This is a genomic window from Rhizobium sp. PK7-22, assembly GCF_056530405.1.
In genome coordinates, this window is the sequence record NZ_CP096514.1 from 202,928 (window position 1) to 227,018 (window position 24,091).

Genomic DNA, 24,091 nt, shown 5'->3' on the forward strand with positions numbered 1-24,091 from the left:
GTCCCCCGTCATGCAGCAAGCTTGCGCTGGAAGCGGCTGACGAGCCGCACCACGGGCCAGAGGATGACGAGATAGATGAGTGCCGCCAGAACCAGCGGCGAGGCGTTGTAGGTGATCGAGCGCGCCATGTTGGCGTTGTAGAGGAGCTCGGAGAGCGAGACGACCGAGGCGAGCGAGGTCAGCTTCACCACCTCGACCGTGTTCGACAGGAGGTCCGGCAGCACGTTTCGGATCGCCTGGGGCAGCACCACCGAGCTCAGCGTCTGCGCCTTCGTCAGCCCCGTGGATCGTGCGGCCTCCCACTGGCCCTTGCCGACGGAGAGGATGCCTGCCCGGTAGACCTCCGCGTAATAGGAGGAATTGTTGAGGAGGAAGGCGAGCGCCACGGCCGCGAACGGCGAGATCTCGACGCCCGCGAACGGCAGGCCGGAGTAGATGAAGATCAAGAGCACGAGCGGCGGAAGCGCCCGGAAGATGTCGGTGAAGACGATGGACGGGATCCTGAGCCAGGCCCGTGGGCTGATGTTGGCGAGTGCCACCAGCAGCCCGCCGATCAATCCCAGCAGGATAACGGCGGCGCAGAGTTGGGCGGTCATCCATAGTCCCGACAGCATCAGCGGCAGGGTTTTCGCCATGATCGTCAGGTTGAAGAACTGGTCGGCAATGCTCTGCATGACTACCGCCCCCGCCGCATTTCCTGCCGGCGTTCGACCATTCGGGCCACGAACACCAGGGGCAGGAAGAGAATGAGATAGGCGATCGCGGCCATCGACAGCGGCGTTGCGCTGCCTGAAAAGCTCTGGGCAGTCGTCGCTGCCGACAGGATTTCAGACACGCCGATGACCGAGCCGAGCGCCGTCATCTTGGTGATCGCCAGAACCCGGTTGACGAGCGGCGGCATGGCAAGACGCACCGCCTGCGGCAGCGCTACGTAGATCAGCGTCCGGCTGAAGCCGAGCCCGGTGGAGATCCCCGCTTCCCATTGTCCCTTCTCGATGGAGGCAAAGCCCGCCCAGAAGATCTCTTCGGCGAAGGCCGCCAGCGTCAGCGCCAGCACGATGAACAGGACCATGGGCCCCGACAGCCGGATACCGGCACCCGGCAGGCCGAAATAGAGCAGCAGGATCAGCACCAGCGGCGGCAGTGCGCGAAAAATATCGGCAAAGCAGATGATGAAGAAGTTGAGGCCTCGGACCCGATAGGTGCGCAGGCAGGCGAGCGCCAGACCTCCGGCAATCCCCGCGACGACGACCGCCAGCCCGATCCAGATGGCGACCAGCATGCCGGCCAGAATGTCCGGCAGGTACTGCGCCATGACAATGGGGTTGAAGAAGGTCTGAAGGAAATTCTGCACTGCCCGTCACCGTCTCACGCGTGACAGGAAGGCGCGGGTGCGGTCCGCCTTGGGAGCACCGAAAATTTCCTCGGGCGCGCCCTCCTCAACGATGAGGCCGCCGTCCATAAAGACGACGCGATCGGCGGTTTCGCGCGCAAACTCCATCTCGTGGCTGACGACCAGCATGGTCATGTCCTTGGACTTCAGGTCCTTCATCACCGCCAGCACCGATCCGACCAACTCGGGATCGAGCGCCGAGGTCGGCTCATCGAAGAGCATCACGAGCGGATCGAGTGCCAGCGAGCGGGCGATCGCCACCCGCTGCTGCTGCCCGCCGGAAAGTTCGGACGGCATGGCATCCGTCTTTTCCGCGAGCCCGACCCTGTCCAGCATGTCCCTCGCCCGGGCATTCGCCTCCTCGGTCGACCGACCGAGCGCCTTGCGCTGCGCCAGTGTCACGTTCTTCAGAACGCTCATGTGCGGATAGAGGTGAAAACCCTGGAACACCATGCCGACCTTGAGCCGCATCTGGTCGAGGTCGCGGCTGGTGCCGCTCATGATGTTGCGGCCGTCGAGGATGATGTCACCCTCGGTAGGCTCTTCCAGTCGGTTGCAGCACCGCAGCAGGGTGCTCTTGCCGGACCCTGAAGGCCCGATGATGAAGACGAGTTCGCCGCGGGCGACCTTGAGGTTGATGTCGCGCAGGATGAGGTTGTCGCCGAAGCGCTTCTGCAGCGAAACGATCTCCAGCATGGGCCGGTTGTTCATGGGATACTCCTGCAGACGCCGGCGGCAGAGGACTGAGCCCCTGCCCCCGGCGCCCCTGCTCAGTTCAGTTCGCAGGATGGCTTGTGATCGTCTTCGGCGTAACCTTCCATTCCGGGGACGCCGTAGCCCTTGGACGGCGTCACGATTGTCGTGCCGACCGTCGGCACGACGCCGAACCACTTCTCCGAGAGCATGGCCATGGAGCCGTCGATCTTCAGGCATTCGAGAGCCTTGTCGATCAGGTTGCGGCCTTCCACGTCATCCTTGCGGAAGGCGAGGCCCCAGACGAGTCCGGTCTGGATTTCGTAGGACAGCTTGACCTGGGGGTTCTGCTTGGCAGCCCAGGCGGCAACGGTCGCACCAGCGAGATTGGCGTCAGCCCGACCAGCGAGGACGGCGGCGACGGCATCCGTGTTGGTGCCGTAGCTTTCGATGGTCCAGCCGAATTCCGCCTCGCGCTCGCGCAGATAGCTGTCATAGGCAGAGCCCTTGTTGACCGCGATCGTCTTGCCCTTGAGGTCCTCCAGCGAGGCATATTCCGGGGCATCGGCCGGGACCACGAAGGCGAAATTGGTGTCCATGAAGCCTTCGGTGAAGAGCAGATTGGCTGCCCGTTCGGCATTCACGGTCACGGGCGCCGCCAGAAAGTCGTAGGTCTTGGCCTGAAGTGCGGGGATAAGGCCTGAGAACTGCGCCGAGGTCAACTCGACCTCTTTTCCGAGTCGCTCGCCGATCAGGTTGACGAGGTCGACATTGAACCCCTCGACCTTGCCGTCGAGGGTGGGCATGGCATGGGGAGCAAAGGTGCCGTCCAGGGCAGTCTTGATGGTGCCTTCGGCATGTGCAGATGAAACGACGATAAATAGCGATAGCCCGGCGATGCCGGATTTCAACAGGGTCTTCATTTTCCGTTCTCCACTGGAAGTGCCGGTTTTCCGGCTTGTTATTCGGAGAATGATTTCACGCCCGACGCTGCACCGCAATATAATCTCGTATTATAAAACGTATTGAATTATTCATTTTGTGAATTCGACAAACGGCCCCTCTGCGACCAACAGGAGGGCCTGCACATATGGAATCAGTACGTTAGCGGAGAGTCCATAGAGGCAGGCGTGATGTCGGCACGTGCCGGCCTCGGCGCTGGCTTATCCTCCTCCTATTGCCTCGGCTTATGCGCAGTGCAAAAACAGGCCGACGCGCAGCGAAGACAAGGACATGCACACATGATGGATAGGACCGTTTATCTGAACGGAGAATGGCTTGCAGAAGCGGATGCGAAGGTTTCGGTCTTCGATCGAGGCTTCCTCTTTGCAGATGCGATCTACGAAGTGACCGCCGTGATCGACGGCAAGCTCATCGCCTATCCCGGTCATGCCGCCCGGCTGCGCCGGTCGCTCGAGGCGCTCGGCATTCCCATGCCGGTCGAAGAGGACGAACTGCTGGCGCTTCACAAGGAAATCGCGCGCCGCAACACTATCCGGGAAGGCCTCATCTACCTGCAGATCTCCCGCGGCGCACAGGACCGTGACTTCGTCTTCCCGCAGGATCTGGCGCCGACACTGGTCATATTCACCCAGGCCAAGCGGGTTCTGGACAATCCGAAGTGGAAGACCGGCCTCTCGCTCCAGACCGTGCCGGAAGGCCGCTGGGCGCAGCGACAGATCAAGACGGTGCAGCTCCTCTACTCCTCGCTGATGAAGACGGAAGCGTCCCGAAAGGGCTACGACGACGTTCTCTTCGTCGAGGACGGATACATCACGGAGGCAAGCTCCGCCAACTTCCATATCGTCACCACGGACGGCATTCTCGTCACCCGCGACCTGTCGAACGCGCTGCTGCACGGCATCACCCGCGGCTCCATTCTCGACCTCGCACAGCGGGCCGGGCTGAAGGCAGAGGAACGGTCCTTCACCGTGGACGATACCCTCTCGGCCGCGGAAGCCTTCATTACCTCCGCATCGAGTTTCGTCATGCCGGTGGTGCGCCTCGACGGCCAGACGATCGGCGACGGCACAGTCGGTCCCGCCAGCCGCCGTCTGCTGGAGATCTACATCGAGGATCAGCTGCAGCAGGGCGACCCAATCGCTCCTTGAAAGGCGCCCCCAAACCGCCCATTGTGATCCTGTCCGGGGCGGCTCGTCAGCCGCCCCGAGCACCATTCTGCAAGGATTGCTCGGCTCCAAACCGCAAGCAGTTCCATCTTTATTTGCGGATATCTGAGAATACAGATATGCTGAGGATATCAGGGATGGATCATCTTGCCTCTGGCGCCGATCCCGCCATCGGTCCCGGATGGCCAGCAGGACAGCATGGAGATCGACATGGACGAATTGCCCGCAGCGGTTGCCGAGCACCTTCGGATGCCCGACCTCGAAGCCTTGCGCCCCAAAGCCTCGACCCACCGCCCGCGCATTCTCATCCTCTACGGGTCCCTGCGGGAGACGTCCTACAGCCGCCTTCTCGCGCACGAGGCAAGGAGACTGCTGGAGCACTTCGGCTGCGAGGTTCGCGTCTTCGACCCGCGGGGCCTGCCGTTGCCCGACGAGGAGCCGGTAACGCATCCCAAGGTTCAGGAGCTTCGCTCGCTCTCGGAATGGTCCGAGGGACAGGTCTGGGTGAGCCCGGAGCGCCATGGCGCCATGACGGGCATCATGAAGTGCCAGATCGATTGGATCCCGCTGGCCATCGGGTCCGTTCGCCCGACGCAGGGAAAGACGCTGGCGGTCATGCAGGTCTCCGGCGGCTCGCAATCCTTCAACGCTCTCAACCAGCTCAGGGTGCTTGGCCGATGGATGCGGATGATCACCATTCCCAATCAGTCGTCCGTGGCCAAGGCCTTCCTCGAGTTCGATCAGGATGGCCGGATGAAGCCCTCGGCTTACTATGACCGCGTCGTCGATGTCTGTGAGGAGCTGGTCAAGTTCACGCTTCTGACGAGAGACGCCTCTCCCTATCTCACCGACCGCTACAGCGAACGCAAGGAGACCGCGGAGGAGCTGTCGAAGCGTGTCAATCTGCGCGAGGCCACCGGCTCCTGATCCGGACCCGGCGGATGCAGGCGGTCCGCATCGAGCGGCGACCACCCCTTGAGCTCACTCCGCCGGCGCGCGTTCGAGCCTGCCGCCATAGAGCCGTCGCCCCATCCACAGGGCGAACTGGACGAGGATGATCAGCACAGGCACCTCCACCAGCGGTCCGATGACCGCCGCAAAGGCGACGGGCGACGCCAGACCGAAGGCGGCGATGGCGACTGCAATGGCGAGCTCGAAGTTGTTGCCGGCCGCGGTAAAGGCGACAGCCGTCGTCCTCGGGTAATCGGTACCGATGGCGCGCGCCATCAGGAAGCTGACGAAGAACATGATCAGGAAGTAGATCGTCAGAGGGATGGCGATCATCACGACGTCGAACGGCAGGCGAACGACCTCGCCGCCCTTCAGGCTGAACATCGCAGCGATCGTGAACAGCAGCGCGCCAAGTGTTATGGGGCTGATCGCCGGCAGGAACTTTGTTTCGTACCAGTGCGTGCCCTTGGTTCTCGTCAGGATGCGGCGCGACAGATAGCCCGCCAGGAAGGGAATGCCGAGATAGATCAGGACGGCCTCCGCGATCGTCCAGAAGGACACGTCGATGACGCTCCCTTCGAGACCGAACAGCGGCGGCAGGAAGGTCAGGAAGAACCAGGCATAGACGCTGAAGAAGAGGATCTGGAAGATCGAATTGAAGGCGACAAGCCCCGCCACATACTGGTTGTCACCGCGCGCCAGCTGGTTCCAGACCAGCACCATGGCGATGCAGCGCGCCAGACCGATCAGGATCAGCCCCGTCATGTACTCCGGATAGTCCCGGAGGAAGAGCACCGCCAGCCCGAACATCAGAACCGGCCCGATGATCCAGTTCTGCAGGAGCGAAATCACCAGGATCTTCTTGTCGGAAAAGACCAGATGCAGTTCCTCGTAGCGCACCTTCGCCAGCGGCGGATACATCATCAGGATCAGGCCGATGCCGATCGGAATGTTCGTGCTGCCGATCGACAGGCTGTTGAGCCAGCCCGGAAAACCCTCGAACACCGTGCCCAGGGTGAGCCCGAGCGCCATGGCGGCAAAGATCCAGAGGGTCAGGTACCGATCCAGAAACGATAGGCGAAGTGTAGGCTGGGCAGGCTGCATGGCAGGCTCCAATCGCAAGTTCAGCAGGATCCCGGGACTGGGACGAGGTCAGGCGAGCCGTCGGCCCTGCGCATCGACAACGGCTTCACCGTCTTCCTTGACAAAAGCACCCAGTTGCGGCGCCGGCAGGAGATCGAGCACGGCCTCCGAAGGCCTGCAAAGCTTCACCCCCTTCGGCGATACCACGATCGGCCGGTTGATGAGGATCGGATGCTCCATCATCGCATCCAGAAGCGCATCGTCGCTGAGCGCCTGGTCCTGCAGCCCAAGATCGGCGTAGGGCGTGCCTTTCTTGCGCAGAAGCTCTCGTGCCGAGATGCCCATGCGGCCGATCAGCTGGATCAGCATGTCACGGCTTGGCGGCGTCTTCAGATACTCGACGACATGCGGCTCCAGGCCGGCGTTGCGGATCATCGCGAGCGTGTTGCGCGAGGTGCCGCAGTCCGGATTGTGGTAGATGATGATGTCAACGGGTGCCGTCATGCTACGTCGGGCCTCTTCATGGTGGATCCTTCCATCTCGCCGATCTCCTTGAGCTTCGCGCTCAGGCTGAGGCGCCCCAGGCTTTCGACGGGAAGCGCCCCGAAGGCCGCGAGACGAAGCTTCATGTAACGGAGCGTCTCCCCGAAGGCGAAATGCTTCTCGGTATCCGTCCCCTCCACCGCTGCAGGATCCTCCAGCCCCCAGTGCGCCGTCATCGGCTGACCGGGCCAGGCAGGGCACGCCTCACCGGCTGCATTGTCACAGACGGTGAAGACGAAATCGAATTCGGGAGCACCTTCAGCGGCGAACTCGTCCCAGCTCTTGGACCGCAGTCCCTCGACCGGATAGCCACGGCCTCGCAACACATCGATCGCCATCGGGTGAACCTCGCCCTTCGGGTGGCTGCCAGCGGAATAAGCCTTAAATTTTCCGGCGCCATCCTTGTTCAGGACGCTCTCGGCAATGATCGAGCGAGCGGAGTTACCGGTGCAGAGGAAAAGGACATTGAATGTGGTCTTGGTCATGACGACACCTTCTGTGGAGGGCAACAGGGACTGAGTTGGGCAATCAGCGGCTCGCAGAGTTCTGCCTTGCCGCCGCAGCAGTCGTTGACCAGGTAGAGGGTAAGGTCCCGCAGGACGGAGAGCTCCGCGCGATAGATCATCAGGCGGCTGTGCCGTTCCGCACGGATCAGTCCCGCCCGCGCCAGCACGCTCAGATGCGAGGACATCGTGTTCTGGGGCACGGCCAGCATCTTTGCCACGTCTCCGGCCGGAACGCCCTCCGGCTCGTGCCGCACGAGGAGGTTGAAGGCCTGCAGCCGGGTGGGCTGCGCCAGCGCTGCCAACGCGAGTATTGCTTTTTCCTGATCCATATATCCAGGATAATCGATATATAGGATTGGTCAAGCTTCATGTTCGATGGTCTCCCAACCGGCGGTCAAACGAGGTGTCGGCAGAATCGCCAGTTCATCGGCGCGCAACCTATGGCGGGACAGCGAAACCAGTCTCCGCAAAACCAATGGTTGACAGGGCCGCCGAAGTGCTCTATCACTGGTTTATCGATATTTTCTTGCTGAGCTTTGTTTACCACGCGATTAGCACCGCGTTCCTGACGAACCCTCCATTTAAAGCATCGTTATCATCATCCGCAGCGCGTCTTGGCGTCGCGGTCGTCTATCTTGCTAAGAAAGGGTTCATCATGACCACTGGCACAGTAAAATGGTTCAACGCCACCAAGGGCTTCGGCTTCATTCAGCCTGACAACGGCGGCCCGGACGCTTTCGTCCACATCTCGGCTGTCGAACGCGCTGGCATGCGCGAAATCGTCGAAGGCCAGAAGATCGGCTACGACATGGAGCGCGACAACAAGTCGGGCAAGATGTCGGCCTGCAATCTCCAGGCTGCTTAATTGGGATCTGCTTTCCGCTGACCACGGATGTACTGGCAACGTCGAAAGCATGAGACCAAACGAGGTCAGGCATATTGCCTGGCCTTTTTTTTATGGCCGCACCTCCGGGCGCGTGGCCGATGGAGCGGCTTTGCTGCCCTTCGCGTTTGTGATCAGTTGCAGCAGATACCGTTCGCCAGCGCACTACGGTCGGCTGTGACGGACACACGTTTCTGCAGGTCGCGGATCTGATCTTGAAGGGGGCTTTAAATGTCAAATGCCCCTGCACTGCAGGGGCATTTGCTGAAGAATAGGGCCTACAGGTCAGCTCCCCCAGTCATGAGGCCAGCTGTCCGGAAATGCCTCAGGCAGCGGCCAGCGCCTTCTCGATATCCTGTATCGAATGGCCCGTCAGGTCCTTGTCGATTTCGCCAATGAGAACGTCCGACAACGACTTGTGGTAGCTCTTGCGCATTTCGCCCAGCGTGCGCGGAGCGGCGACGACGACAAGATTTTTGATCTTTCCGTCGAGCACGTGCTTGTTGAGCATTTCGGCGACACCATTGCTGAACCCGTCCTCGTCCTGCTGGCTGTCGTCCGGATTTGCGGAACTGCTGGAATGGCGGCCACCGGAGGCAATCTTCGAGCTGTCGACATCGCCGGATGGCATCGCCTTGAGCCTGACGTTGGCTGCATCGCCTTCATTCTGAAACAGACTAAGCTTTTCGCCATCCGCAACAGCGATGATCGTGTTCGGGGGAAGCTGCATGTGTGATCTCCATTATCGGCACCGTCCGCTCAACCTTCTGGATGAACCAATGTGTGTTTCGGCGCGTACAGTAATCCCACGGTCGCCGATCGGTTCCGTCCGGTGATGACCCACCATGTCCGCCGCGCGAGGCGCTGTCGCAGGATTTAGCCGAGCTCCAGCGTCGTGACGGCGAATACACCGGCAAGCGAAGACGAGGGAGGCTTGCCGCGATACATGCGCGCCGTGGTGAAGCCCGGCTGGAAACCGAGCCTCTTCAGAACGTCTGCAAAGCCGATCTGGTGATTTGGCACATCGAGATGGATGGTAGCGCTCGCGTGCTGGCATAGACAGGCGGCAAGGAGCTCTTCCGCAATCGGCTCGCTTGTCGCAAACAGTGGTCCGATCTTCGCCCCATCCGCACAATCGCGAAGCACTGCATAGCCCTCGATACGCCCCTCCCGCTCCGCCATCAGCGAAACCCGAGGCGGCTGCAGCCAGAGGTCGAGAAACGATGCTCTGTGCGCCGGGAAATGCAGTCGGTCGAAGGCCTCGAGACCCGCCAGGTCGCTAGCTGCTACGTCACGGATCTCTGTCGCTCTCGAGAGCCCGGCTGACGCCCGGCCTGACCAGCGAACGGTCCTATAGACCGGCGCGAACCCCATGCGAGTATAATTTCCCTGCTGCTCTGGAACTCCGTCCAGACCGATGACCCGGCCGCTGAGATGCGCCATCGCCGCGTTCCAGACAAGACGACCGTAGCCGTTGCCGCGGTGATCGGGGTGACAGAGGTAGAGGCCGATGAAGCCGAAGTCTTCGCCGTAGCGGACCGCCGAGATCCCGGCCACCATCGCACCGTTGAGAAAACATCCGATGAACCCGTCGGGATCGGCAGCCTGCATGGGAGCTGCGTCATCGCGACCCGGGTTCCAGCCCTCGCTGCGCGCCCAGTCGATCAGGGTCTGGACCTCGGAGAGAGTGAGTGTGCGAATGCTGGGCAAGGCGGTCATGCGCGTCAACTCACTCCGACGAAGCGTTCATCAGCTTATGTTCGGCTCCTAGGCTACCATTGCAGAGATATTCGGCTAGGTCGCAACGAAATGTTTCGGTCCAACCTCGCGATAGCGGATGGGACTGACCTCGTAATCCACCGGCCGAATGGGGCTCATCAGCTCTTCGACGGCCATCGCCCGCTTGGTGGCACGCCGGCTGGGGTCGGGGACCGGGACGGCGGAAATCAGCTTCTTCGTATAGGCATGCTGTGGATTGCCGAACACGGAAGCACGCGGACCGATCTCGACGATCTCGCCCAGATACATGACGGCGACGCGGTGGCTGACCCGCTCGACGACCGCCATGTCATGGCTGATGAAGAGAAAGGCCAGGTTGAGGCTGACCTGCAGGTCGAGCATCAGGTTGATGACCTGCGCCTTCACGGAAACATCCAGTGCCGAGACGCTTTCGTCTGCAATGATCACCTTCGGCTCCAGCACCAGCGCGCGGGCGATGCAGATCCGCTGCCGCTGCCCGCCGGAGAATTCATGCGGATAGCGGGAGACCATGTCGGCAGAAAGCCCCACCCGCTGCAGCATGTCGACGACAACCTCTCGCGCCTGTTTGCGCGTGCCCATGCCGTGCTCGATATAGGGCTCTGCGATCGCCGCACCGACGGTCATCCGGGGGTTGAGGCTGGCGAACGGGTCCTGGAAGATCATCTGCACGGACTTGCGCATCTCGCGCATGTCTTTCTTGCCGAGCGCCAGAACATCCTTGCCGTCGGCGATCACCGAGCCTCCATCGGGCTCGATAAGCCGCATGATGGCGCGCCCGGTCGTCGACTTGCCGCAGCCGGACTCGCCGACCAGCGACAGTGTCTCTCCCGCATGCAGGTCGAAGGAAACGTCCTCCACCGCATGTACCCGGCCGCTCACCCGCCCGAAGAGGCCCGAGTGGATGTCGAACCGCTTGGTGAGGTTCTTCACCTCCAGCACCGGCCGATTCTTCGAAACCGTGTCCGGCACCTCGACCGGGACATCCGAAAGCCCGGTCTCCGTATCGACCAGCGGAAAGCGCAAGGGGCGCTGATGATCCCTCATCGAGCCGAGCACCGGCACCGCCGACAGAAGCGCGCGGGTGTAGGGATGCTGGCCGCGATGGAAGATGTCGGCCGTCGACCCCGTCTCCACCTGCTGCCCGCGATACATCACGACGGTCCGGTCGGCGACTTCCGCCACGACGCCCATGTCATGGGTGATGAAGAGGACGGACGTTCCCTCCTCTTCCTGTAACACCTTGATGAGGTCGAGGATCTGCCCCTGGATCGTTACGTCGAGCGCCGTCGTGGGTTCATCGGCGATCAAGAGCTTCGGCTTCGTGGCAAGCGCCATGGCGATCATCACACGCTGGCGCATACCGCCGGAGAACCGGTGCGGATACTCGTCGAAGCGGGATGCGGCCGACGGGATCCGGACCTTTTCCAGGAGCCGAATCGTCTCCAGCCTTGCGTCCGCGGCCGAGATCGACGAATGCGCCAACAGCGCCTCGGAGATCTGGTCGCCGATCGTGAACAGCGGATTGAGGCTCGTCATCGGCTCCTGGAAGATCATTGCGATCTCGTTGCCGCGCACCTTGCGCATCTCGTGCTCCGGCAGCGCTAGGAGCTCCCGCCCCGAAAGCGCGATCCGTCCCGTGATGCGGCTGGTGTCGGGCTGCAGCAAGCGCATGACCGAGAGCGAGGTGACGCTCTTGCCCGAACCGCTTTCGCCGACAATGGCAACCGTCTCGCCGGGTGCCACCATAAACGAGACGTCGCGGACGACCTCCTTCCATTCTCCGTCGACGAGAAATGACGTCGTCAGGTTCTCAACCGAGAGCACCGGTTGGTCGGCCGCGAGAGGCAGGGTCTGGACAAGAGCCATGGGTCGATCCTTCTTTCCGTTCTGTCCGTGCGTCTTCCGTTTCTAGTCCGGCCAGCGCAGGAGGCCGTCGAAGCGGTGGCGGCTCAGATCCTCGATCGGCGTGGCGATGATGTCGTTGGAGGCCCGCGCCTTGTCGAATTCCTCGGCCAGGCGGCTGGCAACGACGGTTTCCTGGCCCGGATGCAGGTTGCAGGGGTCGAGATAGAAGTAGTGGTGCTCCACCTCATGGTCGCGCACGATGATCGGCGGCGAACCTTGGCGCAAAGCAGCCGCCATGTCCCAGGCGGTGATATGCGCCTCCTGCGGGGAGACGATCACCCGCATCCGGTCGAGAGGATTGCTGGTCGGGTCGGGTTCGATCAGCGCCGTGACGCCCGGGCGACCCTCGAGGGTACGCTTCCAGAGATCAAGGTATCCGGTCTCCCGCTCCCGCACCGCTTCATGATCGCGCGTCTCCCAGGCCTCCAGCGCCGCCATGACGCCGAAGATGCTTTCCTTGCCGACCTTCATGCCGCGGCCGACGCCCATGTTCTGCAGGAAGGCATGACGGACCAGTTCCTTGGCGCCGGCGACGATGCCGCTCGTTGGCCCGCCGAGGAACTTGTGACCCGAATAGAGGACGATGTCGGCGCCCTGTTCCAGGAAGATCCGCAGATCGTATTCGGACGCTGCATCGACGATGACCGGGACGCCCTTCGCATGGGCGATCTCGACGAACTCCTTCAGATTGAGCAGGCCGTAATCCACCACGTGGTGCGACACGACATAGACGGCAGCGGCCGTCTTGTCGGTGATCGCCTGCTCCATGTGGAAGCGGTGGGTGGAGGTCGCCTGGCCGACGAGCACCACCTTGCCGCCGCCCATCCGGATCGACTGGTCGACAGGCGCGCCGTAGCTCACCACATGGCCCATCTGCACCAGGACTTCGTTCTTCTCCGGCGCCACGTCCGGCAGTTTTTCGATCGCCAGCAGGTTGTTGCCGGTGATTGCGCCGGCCACGGCCAGAGTGATGCCGGCCGAGCAGGAGGCGGTCACGAAACCGGCCTCGCCACCGGTTAACCGAGCAATGACGGCGCTTGCCTTGCGCTGCAGGTCGTTGATCTCGACGAACTGCGGCAGGATCTTCGCCATGGCGTCGATTGCCTCCGGCACCACGATCGAGGCGCCGAGGCTCGTCATCGTGCCGGAAACATTGATCACCGGGCGCAGGCCGAGGGACGTGCGGATATCGTCAGACATTCTTGATCTCCAATGCTAAGGGCCTTCGCCGAATGTGATCGACAACTATGCCACAGTAATGTAATAAGTGCCCATGTTCGTATGGGGAGCCCCGAGTTGGACGCCAAGACTTCATCCCGCACCGTCTCCGCGGAGGCTGCTGCAAAGCCCGACACCGCTGTGGCGCCGGCAGAGCGCCGCTCGCGCGTCAGCGGCATCGACCGGGCGCTGCAGATCATCGACCACCTGTACGAGACCGGAGCGCCGGCTGGCGCCTATGCCATCGCCAAGGCCGTCAAGGCGCCGCTCTCGACCGTCTATGTGATCATCGACGACCTGGTCGAAAAGAACATGCTGGCCCGCAGCGCCGACGGTTCCATCTGGCTTGGGTCGAGGCTCTACCACTACGGCCTTGCTTATGCCCGGTCGCTGGACTTCATCAGCGTCGCGACACACGAGATGCACGACCTCTGCCGCGTCTCCGGCGAGACCGTGCAGCTGTGCGGGCGCGACGGCGACCACATGCTGGTGCTCGCGATGGCCGATGGTCCGAACCATTTCCAGGTCGCCTCCCGTGTGGGCACGCGCGTGCCGCTCAACTGGACCGCCTCCGGCCGCCTGCTCGCCGGCCATCTGCCGGAGCGGGAGAGGATGGAGCTTTTCAAACGCTGTGCCCGAAGCTCTCCGACCGGCCGTGCGGAGATCGATGCGGCCACGCTGTCTGAAGCGGCAGGCCGCGCCTTCCAGGATCGCCTGTCCATCCAGGTCGCCGAATCCGACTATGCCGTTGCCTGCATCGCCTCGCCCATCGTCGACCGGGACGGCCACTGCGCGGCGACGATTTCCATCGTGCTGCCCGAGCAGAAGGTCCTTTCCGACGAAAGCCGCTACACCGAGCACGTGCGTGCTTCGGCAAACCGGATCGAGACGCTGATGGGATGGCGCAACCACTGAGCCTGCCTCTCAATCCTGCAGCGAGATGATGGCTTCGATCTCGACGGTGATATTGCCTGGCAGGGAGCCGAAGCCGACGGCGGAGCGGGCATGCTGGCCGGCCTCGCCGAACACCTCGATGAGGAGATCGGAGCAGCCGTTGATGACGCTCGGATGGTCTTCGAAGTCCGGCACGGCATTGACCATGCCGAGCAACTTCACCACCCGCTTCACGCGACCGAGATCTCCCAGCGCCTCGTGCATGACGGCCAGAAGGTTGATGCCCGTCAGGCGGGCATGCGCATAGGCCTCGACGACGCTGACCTCGGCACCCACCTTGCCGGCATGCAGATGACCATTGACCTCGCGCGGCCCTTGTCCGGACAGGTAGAGAAGATTGCCCTCCTGCACATGTGTGACGAAGTTGGCGATCGGCGGCGGCGGCGGCGGAAGCTGGATGCCGAGCGCTGCAAGCCGCTCGTAGGGCGTGCCTTGCATGAGGTCTGCGGCCAGAAAAGATTGTTTCACTAAATTTCCTCGTGAATTGAACGGCAGGCGGCTAGCGCCAGGCGTAGCCGTGGCTGTGGCGGACGAGCTTGCGGGCCCGCGGGATATAGCGGCTGGCCTGAATGGCCTCCGCTCCGATGACGGCGTAGCGGGGCTCGAACAGCTTCGTCAGTCGCGAGACGTCGCCGTTGGAATCGGTGGCTTCCAGATCCGCATCGACCAGCTCGAAGATGGTGAAATCCGCCCGCTCGCCGGCCGCAAGCCGGTTCTCCATCGACAGCTTGATGACGGAGGCAGGCGCATGCGTCACCGCATCGACAACCTTGTCGAACGGCATCCCGACGGAGAGAAGCTTCGACATGGTGGTCGCGAGATCCCAGACCGGGAAGTTCATCGAATGCCCGTGCAGGTCCGTCGAGATCGAGAAAGGCAGCAGGCCGCGCGCGATCGCCGCTTCCGCAACCTTGAACGAGAAGGACGCGCCGCCATGACCGATGTCGAGGCGGATGCCCTCGCCGGCGCATCGTTCGGCGAGGTTGAAGAGATCTTCGTCCTCCATGATGCTCGATCCGGCCTTGCCGTTGAAGCAGTGGGTGACGACGTCACCAGGCCCGAGGATCTCGAGAACCTCGTCATAGAGGGCCGGCGGCTCGCCGACATGCACCATCATCGGCACCTTCAGGATCTTGGCGATCTTCTTGCCGAGCTTGACCGGGGTGACACCCCAGGAACCGGTGATCACATGGCTGGCGCGCACCTTGATGCCGACGATGTGCTCGCTGTTCTCCGCGTAGCATTCCAGGATGCGGTCAAGGTCGATGTCGCGGATGTCGCGCAGCTCCGCCACCCGGTTGCAGGCAACCAGGCCGATCGAGCCTAAGTTTAGGAAGGCCTTGATGCGCTCCTTGGAGGGCTCGATGATGTACTCGCGAAAACCGTGGAAATTGGCCTCACCGGCAGAGCCCGCATCGACGAGCGTCGTCACGCCGCGCTCGGCGCCGCATTCGGAAGGACGCAGCGAGATGTCGGTGCCGCCATGCCAGATGTGGACATGCAGGTCGACCCAGCCGGGCGAGATGAAGGCGCCCTTGCCGTCGATCCGGATCGCGTCGTCCGGCGCGGGAAGAGCGGAGCCGGTGCTGATGATCTTGCCGTCGGAGCCGACCAGGATGTCGATCGCGGTACCCGAAGTCGCGCCGCCGAACGACATCGGCTTCACATTCGAGAGGAGAAGCGGTTTGTGCTGTTCTCCGGATGTCATTTCACAGTTCCCTTCGAAGTTTAGGATCAAGCATGTCCCGCAGGCCATCGCCGACCATCTGCAGGGAAAGCACTGCGAGAATGATGGCGATGCCGGGGAAGAGGGTCATCCAGTCCGCCTGGCCGATGTACTGGCGACCGGCTGCAATCATCGTGCCCCAGGTCGGCACCTCGGGACTGACCCCGAGACCGAGGAAGGATAGGCCCGCCTCTGCCAGCATGGCGCTGGCAAACAGGAAGGTGCCCTGCACCAGGATCGGGGATATGAGATTGCGCAGCACGTGCCGCGTCATGATGTGGAAGGTCGAGATGCCGAGCGCCTGGGCCGCCTCGACATAGGGCAACTCGCGGATGACCAGCGTCGAGGCCCGCACGATCCGGGCGAGCCGCGGCGCATAGACGATGGCAAGCGCGATGATCACCGTCGTCAGCGACGGGCCGAGCGCGGCCACGAGCGCGATCGCCAGCAGAATGTCCGGGAAGGCCATCATCGCGTCGATCAGCCGGGCGATCGGCGTGTCGAGACGCTTGAAGAATCCGGCCAGCAGTCCAAGGGTCACGCCGATCAGCGCAGAGAGGGTGACGACGGCGGCCCCCACCATCAGCGAAAGACGAGCTGCGAAGATCGTGCGCGAGAACACGTCGCGGCCGAACTCGTCGGTGCCGAACCAGTAGACCTCGCTCGGTGGCTTCAGCCGGTTGACGATCGATAGCTTCGACGGGGAATAGGGCGCGATCCACGGCGCCAGGACGGCGAGCAGCACAAAAATTGCCAGCACGATCACGCCGGCAGCAACCGTCTTGCGCTTCAGGAAACGGCGGAAGAACTTCATGCCTTCGCTTGAGGCCGGCTTGGATGTGGTGATGTCAGTCATCAGTAGCGCACCCTTGGATCGACCAGCAGGTAGAGCATGTCGATCGCGAAATTGATCAGCACGTAGAGCGCCGCGATAACGAGAAGCGCACCCTGGATGACCGGATAATCGCGCCGCAGGACGGCGGAGACGACAAGGTTTCCAATCCCCGGAAGGCCGAAGACCGTCTCGGTCACCACCGCCCCCGAAACCAGCACGGCAGCCGTGAGGCCCAGCACGGTGAGGATCGGGATCAGTGCATTCTTGAGCGCATGCTTCAGCACGACCTTCCGTTCCACCATGCCCTTGGCGCGCGCCGTGCGGATGTAGTCATCCCCCAGCACGTCCAGCATCGACGCCCGCGTGAAGCGCAGGATGAGCGCGGAGGAGACGAGCCCCAGGGCGACGGCCGGCAGCATCAGGTGGTACATCCGCTCCCCGAAGCTGGAGCCGGGCCCGCCGTAGCCGGAAACCGGAAAGAGGTTGAGCCGCACCGCGAAGAACTGCATCAGGATCAGCCCCAGCCAGAAGCTCGGAATGCTGGCCGCCAGCATGGCAAGCGTCGTGGCCGCCTGGTCGATCAGGGAGCCTCTGCGATAGGCGGCATAGATGCCGATCGGAAGCGCGATGGCGCTGGCAATCAGCAGGGAGAAGACCGTGAGGAAGAAGGTCGGCTCGGCGCGCTGCAGAAGCGCCGTTCCGACGGGAATGTTGAGAAAGATCGACTGGCCGAGGTCGCCCTTCAGCAGCTGCCCGATATAGAACAGGTACTGGACGATCAGCGTCCGATCGAGCCCGAGGCGGCTGCGCAGGTCGGCGATGTCCTGGGCCGTTGCGTCCGGGCCGAGCATGACGGCTGCTGGATCGCCGGGTGTGACACGAACGATGACGAAGACGATCGTCACCACCAGGAACATCACGACGATCATTCCGGCGAGACGCTGAAGAATGTAGCGGATCATTGAGCCAATTTCCTTGTCCCCCACGAAAAGCAGGTTCGAAAAACGAATGCCGGCGCCAGGGACGCCGGCATTCGTTGTTCTTCGTCTTACTTCGCGATGGAAGCATTCCAGAAATACGGCCATGGGGCCGGTTCGACGCCTTCAAGCTTGGTCGACTTCGCAGCCACGGCATTGAAGTCGCCGATCTTGATCAGCGGCAGCTCGTCATAGATGACCTTCTGGACATTGCCCCACAGCTCGACGCGCTTGGCAGGATCCGCCTCGGACGTGAAGGGGTCCACGGCGGCCTTGCGCGCCGGCGTATCCCACCAGCCCGGCGAGCTCGCCGAAAGCGCGCCGATCAGCGCCGGCTCGGGCAGGAACGGGCTGTGGGTGATGTAGACGTCCCACAGCGCCGGGTCGGCGCGGCGCTGTGTCAGCGTCGCCCAGTCCACCACCTGCATGTCGACGGTGAAGCCGGCGAGCTTCAGGTATTCCGCGGCCACCTGCGCCATCTTGTAGTGGAACTCGTACTGGCGGCTGGTGAGAAGGCGGATGGGAGCGCCGTCGTAGCCGGCAGCCTTGGCCGCCTCGGCAGCACCTTCCGGATCGCCGAGATTGTAGTTGCTTTCGACGCCAGCGTCGGAGTGCCAGCTATAGCTTTCGGGATAGTACGAGCCATCAAGCGAATAGAAGTCCGTGCTGCCGAAGGCCGCCGCCAGCATGTCTTCCATGTTGAGCGCCTGCGTGATCGCCTTGCGGATCTCAAGCTTGGACGAGACACCCTCCTTCGTGTTGAAGACGAAGACAGGATAGCCGAAGGGCTCGAGAAGCACGGGCTCGGATGCCGATGAACTCTTCAGCTTGTCGAAGGATTCCACCGGGATGGAGTCCACATAGGCATATTGTCCGGAGACAGCCGCCTCGACCCGCGTGTTGGGATCGGGAACCGGCACGAAGCGGATCTCGTCGAGATACTGGTGGCGCGCACCGCCATAACCGTCGCTTTCACCGTCGCGCGACATGTAGCCGTCGAAGCGGGCAAGCTGGATGTACTGGTCGGCCTTGCGCTCCTTCAGCATGTAGGGCCCGGTGCCGACGAACTCCGTCATCGGCTCCGCCTGCTTTTCCGACGGAATGACGATCGCTGCGGAGTTGTTGAAGGCCAGCAGCGAGGTCAGAGGCGCGTAGGGCTGCGTCAGCTTGATGACGACGGTGTCGGCATCGGGAGCCTCCATTGACGCGATGAAGCCTGCTGCCTGCTTCCCGCGTGAGGCAAGCTTCGTCCACCGCCCCAGCGAAGCGAGCACGTCCTCGGACGTCATCTCGCTGCCGTCATGAAAGGTGATGCCGGTCCGCAGCTTGATGGTGTAGGTTTTTCCGTCGTCGGTGATCTCGGGCAGGCTGTCGGCCAGAAGCGGCGTGACGTTCCAGTTCTTGTCGAACGTGTAGAGCGTCTCGAACATGTGCTGTGTGACGATGCCGACGAGGTCGGCGGTCGATGCCATCGGATCCAGCGTCGGCGGCTCGCCGATCGTTGCGACGTCGATGACCCCGCCCTTTTCCTGCGCCGTCACGAAAGAGGGCGCCGCGATCAGGGCTGTGGTCACGAGGAATGCCAGTTTCATGCGCATATTTCAGTCTCCCGTTTGAGTTCCACAATTATGTATTATGATTTTTAACTGTAGAATAACTGACATGAAGGCGGTGTCAATCCGCCACCCTCTGCGATGTCACACTGCATTCGCTGCAATGACGTCACGCAACCAGTAGTAGGAGCTCTTGGGGATCCGCTGCAGTGTCGGGTAATCGACATAGACAAGCCCGAACCGCTTGGAAAAGCCGCGCCCCCACTCGAAATTGTCCATCAGCGACCAGGCGAAATAGCCGCGCACGTCATGGCCCTCGTCGATCGCGTCGAGCAGCTTGTCGAGATACAGGTGGAAGTAGGATATCCGGTCCTTGTCGATGACCTGGCGCTCGCCGTTCAGCGCATCGGGATAGGAAGCCCCGTTTTCGGTGATGTAGATCGTCGGATTGCCGTAGCGGGCGCTGGTGTCCCGGATCTGCTCCAGAAAGGCATCCGGATCGACAACCCAGTTGACGTCTGTCAGCGGCCCCATCCCGGTCGGAGGTGCAGTCTCGGCGACCCCGAACGTGGTATTTGGATTGGGGCCGACGAATACCGGATTGTAGTGATTGAGACCGAAGAAATCCATCTTCTGGCTGATGTCCTTCATGTCGTTCTGCTGGATCAGCGGCTCCATCGCCTCCGCCAACGGCTCCGGATAGGTCCCGAGCCAGAGCGGATCAACCATCACCCGGCGCCAGAGGCAGTCACCGAGAACACGCGCCTCCTCGTGGGCGGCATCGTCGTAATGCGGACGCACGGGACCGAGCGAGACGATGTTGCCGACCTCGGCGTCTCCGGCTTCGGCGCGCACCGCCTTCACCGTCAGCCCATGGGCGCGGTTGAGGTTGTGGATCGCTTTCAGGCTGGACTGGTAATCCTGCTTGCCCGGTGCATGGCGGCCGACATTGTAGGCGACCCACGGAATCACGTTGGGCTCGTTGATCGGCGCGAAGCGCTTCACGCGGTCGCCGAAATGCCGGATCACGGTGGCGCTGTAATCGGCGAACATCTGGGCCGTGTCGCGGTTGCGCCAGCCGCCCCGCTCTTCCACCGACACCGGCATGTCCCAGTGATGCAGGCAGATCCACGGCTCGATGCCCTCGTGCAGGAGAAGGTCGATCACCCGATCGTAGAAATCCAGTCCACGGGTGTTCACCTGCCCGTCGCCCTCCGGAAAGATGCGCGGCCAGGCGGTGGAGAGGCGATAGGCTTTCACACCCAGCCCGCTCATCAGCGCAATGTCCTCCGGATAGCGGTGGTAATGATCGCAGGCGACGTCGGCGGTGTCGCCGTTCGTCGTGCGGCCGGGCGTATGGGCATAGACATCCCAGACACTTTGACCGCGACCATCCGCATGGACGGCGCCTTCGGTCTGATAGGCGGAGGCGGCAACGCCCCAGAGGAAGTCGCTTGGGAAGGCTCTTGTCATGGCAATGGCTCAACAATTGAAGGAAGGGTCGGCGCGCGATGGCGCGCCGACGGGAGCGTTTACTTCTTGTCGGTCGAGACATTCCAGAAGTACGGCCACGGCGATGGCTTGAGGTTGTGCAAGGTCTTCGCCTCCGCGCTGAGGGCGTTGAAATCGCCGACCTTGAAGACCGGCGCCTCCTCGTAGAAGGTCTTCTGCACCGTGCTGAACAGTTCGATGCGCTTCTGCAGGTCCGGCTCGGCCAGGAAGGGCTCGACGGCCGCATGCTTGGCATCATTGTCCCACCAGCCGGGATAGCTGTCGGACATCCAGCCGTTCAGCGCCGGATCGGCCGGGAAAGGTCCGTGGGTGATGAAGATGTCCCATTGCGCGGGATCGGCACGGCGCTGCGTCAGCGTCGCCCAGTCAAACACCTGGAGATCGACCTGGAAGCCCGCGGCCTTCAGGTATTCGGCGGCAACCTGCGCCATCTTGTAGTGGAATTCATACTGCCGGCTGGTGAGGATACGGACGGGCTTGCCGTCATAGCCGGCCTCCTGCATCAGTTCGCCCGCGGCTTCCGGATCGCCGGACCCATAGCGCTCGATACCCTCTTTCGTGTGCCAGACGTAGCCCTCGGGATAGAGGGCGCCATCGACCGCGAAGAATTCCGGATTGCCGAAGGCGGCAAGAAGCATGTCTTCCGGATTGAGCGCCACCTGCACCGCATGACGCAGCGCCTTGCTGGTCATCATGCCCTCCTTCATGTTCATGACAAAGACCGGCGCACCGAAGGGCTTCAGCACCACGGGCTGCGATTCGGTCGAAGCCTTCAGCTGGTCGAAATTCTCCGGGGCGATGGAGTCGGTGTAGTCGAACTGCCCGGAGATCGCGCCCTGCAGGCGGGTGTTGGAATCCGGTACCGGGACGAAGCGGATCTCGTCGAGGATCGCCTCGCGGGCGCCGCCGAAACCGTCCGCCTCTTCGCTGCGCGGCGTGTAGCCATCGAAGCGGACAAGCTGGATATACTGGTCTGCCTTGCGCTCCTTCAGCATGTAGGGCCCGGTGCCGATTATCTCGGTGAGGGGATCGGCCAGATTTCCCTTCGGCAGGATGATGGCGGCCGAGTTGTTGAAGGCAAGGAGCGACAGCAGCGGCGCATATGGCGTCTTCAGCGTGATCCGCAGCGATGTATCGCCGGTCGCCTCGACCGTGGCGATGTAGGGTGCGGCCTGCTTGCCGCGGGATGCGACCGACATCCAGCGCTGGATGGAGGCAACGGCATCGGCAGAGGTCATCGTGCTGCCGTCGTGGAACTTGATCTCCTTGCGCAGCGTGATGTCATAGGTCTTGCCGTCGTCGGAGATGCTGGGCATCGTTTCGGCCAAAAGCGGAATGACCTTCCACTCGGCGTCGAAGGTGAACAGCGTTTCGAAGATGTGCTGCGTGACGATGCCGACGAGGTCGGCCGTGGAGGCCATCGGATCGAGCGTCGGCGGCTCGCCGATCGTCGCAACATCGATCACGCCGCCCTTTTCCTGACCGATCGCCCACGAGGGCGCAGCGATCAGTGCCGTGGCCATCAGGAATGCCAGCTTCTTTCGCATAGGATACTCCCAGTTAATTGTTCCATTATTATGATACATCAACCAATATAGAAGAATACAGTTTCCGGAGACTGTCAAGCAGAACGAAGAGCGGTCGCGCGTATCAGCGGGCGTTGATAATGATGAAGGAGGGTAGGACGGAGCGGCGCAGGTGGCAGGCAGATTGGCAACAGCTGTGACCCCGGTTCGCCACGTCGCGCCCCGGACCACGCCGGTGGGGAAAGGCAATCGGAACCGCTGCCGTTGCGCCGCCACCCGACGTCACTGATGACAGCAATGGCAAGAGCAAGAGGATCTTGTGTTGGCCGTTGCGTGCCTCGATGCGCGGCACGCCCGTATCCCTGGACTTGACTAAAGCGAGGCGGCGGCGCGCGCCGCATGATCGTAGTGCCCCGACAACGCCCGCAGGCGGGACGCCATGTCGGAGAGCGCTTCGGCAGAAACTTCAGTGGCAAGGACCGAGCGCACCAGCAGGCTTTCCCGCATCGCCTTGTAGCGTTCGCAGGCATCGGCCCCTGCGTCGGTGACCATGACCAGCTTTTCCTTGCCGCGCCGTCCCGACCTGATCAATTTGAGTCGCTCCAGCTTCTTCAGTGCATAGGTGACCACATGCGTGTCCTCGATGTTGAGCACGAGGCAGATATCGGCGAGCGTCTTGGGCTTGTCGCGGCTGTTGATGTTGTGCAGCACGAGGATGTCGACGGCGGACAAATCCGGGACGCCTGCAGCCGACATGCAACGGACCATCCAGCGGTGGAAGGCGTGATTGAGCATGATCAGCCCGAACTCGATCTCCGACAACGCCGGAAGCGCACCGGTGGCCAGATGACCGGACGAGACGATCGGACCCAGGAGGTCCTGTTTCTTGATGGGCATGCCGCTCCTCCTCGAAAGACGCCGCCAGCAGGGCTGGCGGCGTCTTTGGTGGATTACATCTTTTTGTAGGCGTCGACGATAGCCTTGCCTTCGTCACCGGCCTTGGCCAGCCAGTCTTCCGTCAGCTTGGCACCGACTTCGCTGAGACCGGTCTTCAGTTCCTCGCTCGGCGTCACGACCTGCATTCCGTTCGACTTCAGCGTCTCCATGTAGGCAGCGGTCTTTTCGGCAGCGAGGTTCCAGCCGCGGGCTTCGGCGGCGGATGCGGCTTCCGTCACCGCCGTCTGCACGGCCGGATCAAGCGCGTCGAAAGCTTCCTTGTTGACGAAGATGACGTTCTTCGGGATCCAGGCCTGGGTGTCGTAGTAGTGGGTGAGCGATTCCCAGATCTTGGAATCCACGCCCGTGGCGCTGGAGGTCATCAGGCCGTCGACCACACCGGTGGCCAGTGCCTGCGGCAGTTCGGCGGCCTGCACGGTGACGGGCTGGGCACCGACGAGTTCGGCGATGCGCGAGGTGCCGACGTTGTAGGCGCGCCATTTGAGCCCGGCCAGATCGGCGACGCTGTTGACGTCCTTCTTCGTGTAGATGCCCTGCGGCGGCCAGGGCGTGGTGTAGAGAAGCTTCAGCCCCTGCTCGTCGAGCGCCTTCTCGACTGCGGGCTTGGAAACCTCCCACAGCTTCTTCGACTGCTCGAAGCTGGTGGCCAGGAACGGAATGACGTCGATGCCGAAGATCGGGTTCTCATTCTCATGCAGCGACATCAGCACTTCGCCGGCCTGCGCCTGGCCCGTCTGCACCGCCCGCTTGATTTCCGGCGCCTTGAAGAGCGAGGCGTTCGGATGAACGGTGATCTTCAGCTGGCCATTGGTTGCCGTATCCACATCGGATGCGAACTGGTTGAGGTTCTCCACGTGGTAGTTTGCCGGAGGATAGGCCGACGGAAGGACCCAGGCGGTTTGTGCGAGAGCCGAGCCGGCGGCGGCGAGAATGGCCGCGGAGGCGATCCCCGCTTGGATAAGGCTTGTCTTCAGCGATTGCATTTG

At 62.4% G+C, this 24,091-nt stretch carries 25 protein-coding genes; 4 read left to right on the forward strand and 21 right to left on the reverse strand.

Annotated features, from left to right (window positions below):
* Positions 1-8: 8 nt before the first annotated feature.
* From M1E10_RS05800 to M1E10_RS05815, 4 genes are read right to left on the reverse strand one after another with little or no spacing between them, the layout of a single operon-like run.
* Positions 9-674, reverse strand: a complete 666-nt coding sequence (locus tag M1E10_RS05800; RefSeq protein WP_499175442.1) for an amino acid ABC transporter permease — start codon at positions 672-674, stop codon at positions 9-11.
* 2 nt (positions 675-676) lie between these two features.
* Entirely contained in the window at positions 677-1,354 is a 678-nt protein-coding gene (locus M1E10_RS05805) for an amino acid ABC transporter permease (RefSeq protein ID WP_499175443.1), read from the reverse strand.
* A gap of 6 nt (positions 1,355-1,360) precedes the next feature.
* Entirely contained in the window at positions 1,361-2,104 is a 744-nt protein-coding gene (locus tag M1E10_RS05810) for an amino acid ABC transporter ATP-binding protein (protein ID WP_499175444.1), read from the reverse strand.
* Positions 2,105-2,163: 59 nt separating this feature from the next.
* Positions 2,164-3,009 (reverse strand): type 2 periplasmic-binding domain-containing protein, encoded by an 846-nt coding sequence (locus M1E10_RS05815; RefSeq protein ID WP_499175445.1) that lies wholly within the window; start codon positions 3,007-3,009, stop codon positions 2,164-2,166.
* 321 nt (positions 3,010-3,330) lie between these two features.
* On the opposite strand from M1E10_RS05815, the gene M1E10_RS05820 reads away from it, so the two are divergent.
* Both M1E10_RS05820 and arsH read left to right on the forward strand, forming a co-directional pair.
* Complete coding sequence (locus M1E10_RS05820; protein WP_499177093.1) at positions 3,331-4,197, forward strand: aminotransferase class IV; 867 nt, start codon at positions 3,331-3,333, stop codon at positions 4,195-4,197.
* A 228-nt stretch (positions 4,198-4,425) separates the two neighbouring features.
* On the forward strand, positions 4,426-5,142 hold the full coding sequence (gene arsH, locus M1E10_RS05825) for an arsenical resistance protein ArsH (protein ID WP_499175446.1): 717 nt from the start codon (positions 4,426-4,428) through the stop codon (positions 5,140-5,142).
* A 54-nt stretch (positions 5,143-5,196) separates the two neighbouring features.
* On the opposite strand, the gene arsB is transcribed toward arsH, so the two are convergent.
* Genes arsB through M1E10_RS05845 form a run of 4 tightly spaced genes read right to left on the reverse strand, consistent with a single transcriptional unit; the run spans position 5,197 to position 7,627 of the window.
* Positions 5,197-6,270 carry an arsenic resistance protein gene (gene arsB / locus M1E10_RS05830; protein ID WP_499175447.1) on the reverse strand — a complete coding sequence of 358 codons (1,074 nt, stop codon included), beginning with the start codon at positions 6,268-6,270 and terminating at the stop codon, positions 5,197-5,199.
* A 48-nt stretch (positions 6,271-6,318) separates the two neighbouring features.
* Positions 6,319-6,753 (reverse strand): thioredoxin domain-containing protein, encoded by a 435-nt coding sequence (gene arsC / locus M1E10_RS05835; protein ID WP_499175448.1) that lies wholly within the window; start codon positions 6,751-6,753, stop codon positions 6,319-6,321.
* Positions 6,750-7,277 carry an arsenate reductase ArsC gene (locus tag M1E10_RS05840; RefSeq protein WP_499175449.1) on the reverse strand — a complete coding sequence of 176 codons (528 nt, stop codon included), beginning with the start codon at positions 7,275-7,277 and terminating at the stop codon, positions 6,750-6,752. The genes arsC and M1E10_RS05840 overlap by 4 nt, the downstream gene beginning before the upstream one ends.
* Positions 7,274-7,627: an ArsR/SmtB family transcription factor gene (locus tag M1E10_RS05845; RefSeq protein WP_499175450.1), complete on the reverse strand. Its 354-nt coding sequence runs from the start codon at positions 7,625-7,627 to the stop codon at positions 7,274-7,276. Before M1E10_RS05845 ends, M1E10_RS05840 begins: the two co-directional genes overlap by 4 nt.
* A 326-nt stretch (positions 7,628-7,953) precedes the next feature.
* On the opposite strand from M1E10_RS05845, the gene M1E10_RS05850 reads away from it, so the two are divergent.
* A complete protein-coding gene (locus M1E10_RS05850; protein WP_499177094.1) occupies positions 7,954-8,163 on the forward strand; it encodes a cold-shock protein in 210 nt (69 codons plus the stop codon).
* A gap of 343 nt (positions 8,164-8,506) precedes the next feature.
* Here the strand turns inward: M1E10_RS05850 and M1E10_RS05855 are convergent, their stop codons facing one another.
* The 4 genes from M1E10_RS05855 to M1E10_RS05870 all read right to left on the reverse strand — a co-directional run bounded on the left by M1E10_RS05855 (position 8,507) and on the right by M1E10_RS05870 (position 13,047).
* Positions 8,507-8,911 carry a host attachment family protein gene (locus tag M1E10_RS05855; RefSeq protein WP_499175451.1) on the reverse strand — a complete coding sequence of 135 codons (405 nt, stop codon included), beginning with the start codon at positions 8,909-8,911 and terminating at the stop codon, positions 8,507-8,509.
* Positions 8,912-9,057: 146 nt separating this feature from the next.
* Positions 9,058-9,900: a GNAT family N-acetyltransferase gene (locus tag M1E10_RS05860; protein WP_499175452.1), complete on the reverse strand. Its 843-nt coding sequence runs from the start codon at positions 9,898-9,900 to the stop codon at positions 9,058-9,060.
* A 75-nt stretch (positions 9,901-9,975) separates the two neighbouring features.
* Positions 9,976-11,808 (reverse strand): ABC transporter ATP-binding protein, encoded by a 1,833-nt coding sequence (locus M1E10_RS05865; protein WP_499175453.1) that lies wholly within the window; start codon positions 11,806-11,808, stop codon positions 9,976-9,978.
* A 42-nt stretch (positions 11,809-11,850) separates the two neighbouring features.
* Positions 11,851-13,047: an aminotransferase class V-fold PLP-dependent enzyme gene (locus M1E10_RS05870; protein ID WP_499175454.1), complete on the reverse strand. Its 1,197-nt coding sequence runs from the start codon at positions 13,045-13,047 to the stop codon at positions 11,851-11,853.
* Positions 13,048-13,128: 81 nt separating this feature from the next.
* On the opposite strand from M1E10_RS05870, the gene M1E10_RS05875 reads away from it, so the two are divergent.
* The gene (locus M1E10_RS05875) at positions 13,129-13,980 is read left to right on the forward strand and encodes an IclR family transcriptional regulator (protein WP_499175455.1); all 852 of its coding nucleotides are present in this window, start codon (positions 13,129-13,131) and stop codon (positions 13,978-13,980) included.
* Positions 13,981-13,989: 9 nt separating this feature from the next.
* Here the strand turns inward: M1E10_RS05875 and M1E10_RS05880 are convergent, their stop codons facing one another.
* From M1E10_RS05880 to M1E10_RS05920, 9 genes are all read right to left on the reverse strand, one after another.
* On the reverse strand, positions 13,990-14,457 hold the full coding sequence (locus M1E10_RS05880; RefSeq protein WP_499177095.1) for a RidA family protein: 468 nt from the start codon (positions 14,455-14,457) through the stop codon (positions 13,990-13,992).
* A gap of 61 nt (positions 14,458-14,518) precedes the next feature.
* On the reverse strand, positions 14,519-15,727 hold the full coding sequence (locus tag M1E10_RS05885) for an amidohydrolase/deacetylase family metallohydrolase (protein WP_499175456.1): 1,209 nt from the start codon (positions 15,725-15,727) through the stop codon (positions 14,519-14,521).
* 1 nt (position 15,728) lies between these two features.
* Positions 15,729-16,601, reverse strand: coding sequence for an ABC transporter permease (locus M1E10_RS05890; RefSeq protein ID WP_499175457.1), 873 nt, complete (start codon positions 16,599-16,601; stop codon positions 15,729-15,731).
* A complete protein-coding gene (locus tag M1E10_RS05895; protein WP_499175458.1) occupies positions 16,601-17,542 on the reverse strand; it encodes an ABC transporter permease in 942 nt (313 codons plus the stop codon). Before M1E10_RS05895 ends, M1E10_RS05890 begins: the two co-directional genes overlap by 1 nt.
* A gap of 86 nt (positions 17,543-17,628) precedes the next feature.
* Complete coding sequence (locus tag M1E10_RS05900) at positions 17,629-19,155, reverse strand: ABC transporter substrate-binding protein (protein ID WP_499175459.1); 1,527 nt, start codon at positions 19,153-19,155, stop codon at positions 17,629-17,631.
* A 99-nt stretch (positions 19,156-19,254) separates the two neighbouring features.
* Positions 19,255-20,583 (reverse strand): glycoside hydrolase family 1 protein, encoded by a 1,329-nt coding sequence (locus M1E10_RS05905; protein WP_499175460.1) that lies wholly within the window; start codon positions 20,581-20,583, stop codon positions 19,255-19,257.
* A gap of 59 nt (positions 20,584-20,642) precedes the next feature.
* Positions 20,643-22,169 (reverse strand): ABC transporter substrate-binding protein, encoded by a 1,527-nt coding sequence (locus tag M1E10_RS05910; RefSeq protein ID WP_499175461.1) that lies wholly within the window; start codon positions 22,167-22,169, stop codon positions 20,643-20,645.
* A gap of 351 nt (positions 22,170-22,520) precedes the next feature.
* Positions 22,521-23,045 carry a winged helix DNA-binding protein gene (locus M1E10_RS05915; RefSeq protein WP_499175462.1) on the reverse strand — a complete coding sequence of 175 codons (525 nt, stop codon included), beginning with the start codon at positions 23,043-23,045 and terminating at the stop codon, positions 22,521-22,523.
* 53 nt (positions 23,046-23,098) lie between these two features.
* Positions 23,099-24,079, reverse strand: coding sequence for a TRAP transporter substrate-binding protein (locus M1E10_RS05920; RefSeq protein WP_499177096.1), 981 nt, complete (start codon positions 24,077-24,079; stop codon positions 23,099-23,101).
* Positions 24,080-24,091 lie beyond the last annotated feature (12 nt).

Excerpts from the sequence above, each read along its gene's own strand:
- M1E10_RS05800 (WP_499175442.1), bottom strand. The coding sequence starts at position 674 with ATGCAGAGCATTGCCGACCAGTTCTTCAACCTGACGATCATGGCGAAA.
- M1E10_RS05810 (WP_499175444.1), bottom strand. The coding sequence starts at position 2,104 with ATGAACAACCGGCCCATGCTGGAGATCGTTTCGCTGCAGAAGCGCTTC.
- M1E10_RS05815 (WP_499175445.1), bottom strand. The coding sequence starts at position 3,009 with ATGAAGACCCTGTTGAAATCCGGCATCGCCGGGCTATCGCTATTTATC.
- M1E10_RS05820 (WP_499177093.1), top strand. The coding sequence starts at position 3,331 with ATGGATAGGACCGTTTATCTGAACGGAGAATGGCTTGCAGAAGCGGAT.
- arsH (WP_499175446.1), top strand. The coding sequence starts at position 4,426 with ATGGACGAATTGCCCGCAGCGGTTGCCGAGCACCTTCGGATGCCCGAC.
- arsB (WP_499175447.1), bottom strand. The coding sequence starts at position 6,270 with ATGCAGCCTGCCCAGCCTACACTTCGCCTATCGTTTCTGGATCGGTAC.
- arsC (WP_499175448.1), bottom strand. The coding sequence starts at position 6,753 with ATGACGGCACCCGTTGACATCATCATCTACCACAATCCGGACTGCGGC.
- M1E10_RS05840 (WP_499175449.1), bottom strand. The coding sequence starts at position 7,277 with ATGACCAAGACCACATTCAATGTCCTTTTCCTCTGCACCGGTAACTCC.
- M1E10_RS05845 (WP_499175450.1), bottom strand. The coding sequence starts at position 7,627 with ATGGATCAGGAAAAAGCAATACTCGCGTTGGCAGCGCTGGCGCAGCCC.
- M1E10_RS05850 (WP_499177094.1), top strand. The coding sequence starts at position 7,954 with ATGACCACTGGCACAGTAAAATGGTTCAACGCCACCAAGGGCTTCGGC.
- M1E10_RS05855 (WP_499175451.1), bottom strand. The coding sequence starts at position 8,911 with ATGCAGCTTCCCCCGAACACGATCATCGCTGTTGCGGATGGCGAAAAG.
- M1E10_RS05860 (WP_499175452.1), bottom strand. The coding sequence starts at position 9,900 with ATGACCGCCTTGCCCAGCATTCGCACACTCACTCTCTCCGAGGTCCAG.
- M1E10_RS05865 (WP_499175453.1), bottom strand. The coding sequence starts at position 11,808 with ATGGCTCTTGTCCAGACCCTGCCTCTCGCGGCCGACCAACCGGTGCTC.
- M1E10_RS05870 (WP_499175454.1), bottom strand. The coding sequence starts at position 13,047 with ATGTCTGACGATATCCGCACGTCCCTCGGCCTGCGCCCGGTGATCAAT.
- M1E10_RS05875 (WP_499175455.1), top strand. The coding sequence starts at position 13,129 with ATGGGGAGCCCCGAGTTGGACGCCAAGACTTCATCCCGCACCGTCTCC.
- M1E10_RS05880 (WP_499177095.1), bottom strand. The coding sequence starts at position 14,457 with ATGCAAGGCACGCCCTACGAGCGGCTTGCAGCGCTCGGCATCCAGCTT.
- M1E10_RS05885 (WP_499175456.1), bottom strand. The coding sequence starts at position 15,727 with ATGACATCCGGAGAACAGCACAAACCGCTTCTCCTCTCGAATGTGAAG.
- M1E10_RS05890 (WP_499175457.1), bottom strand. The coding sequence starts at position 16,601 with ATGACTGACATCACCACATCCAAGCCGGCCTCAAGCGAAGGCATGAAG.
- M1E10_RS05895 (WP_499175458.1), bottom strand. The coding sequence starts at position 17,542 with ATGATCCGCTACATTCTTCAGCGTCTCGCCGGAATGATCGTCGTGATG.
- M1E10_RS05900 (WP_499175459.1), bottom strand. The coding sequence starts at position 19,155 with ATGCGCATGAAACTGGCATTCCTCGTGACCACAGCCCTGATCGCGGCG.
- M1E10_RS05905 (WP_499175460.1), bottom strand. The coding sequence starts at position 20,583 with ATGACAAGAGCCTTCCCAAGCGACTTCCTCTGGGGCGTTGCCGCCTCC.
- M1E10_RS05910 (WP_499175461.1), bottom strand. The coding sequence starts at position 22,169 with ATGCGAAAGAAGCTGGCATTCCTGATGGCCACGGCACTGATCGCTGCG.
- M1E10_RS05915 (WP_499175462.1), bottom strand. The coding sequence starts at position 23,045 with ATGCCCATCAAGAAACAGGACCTCCTGGGTCCGATCGTCTCGTCCGGT.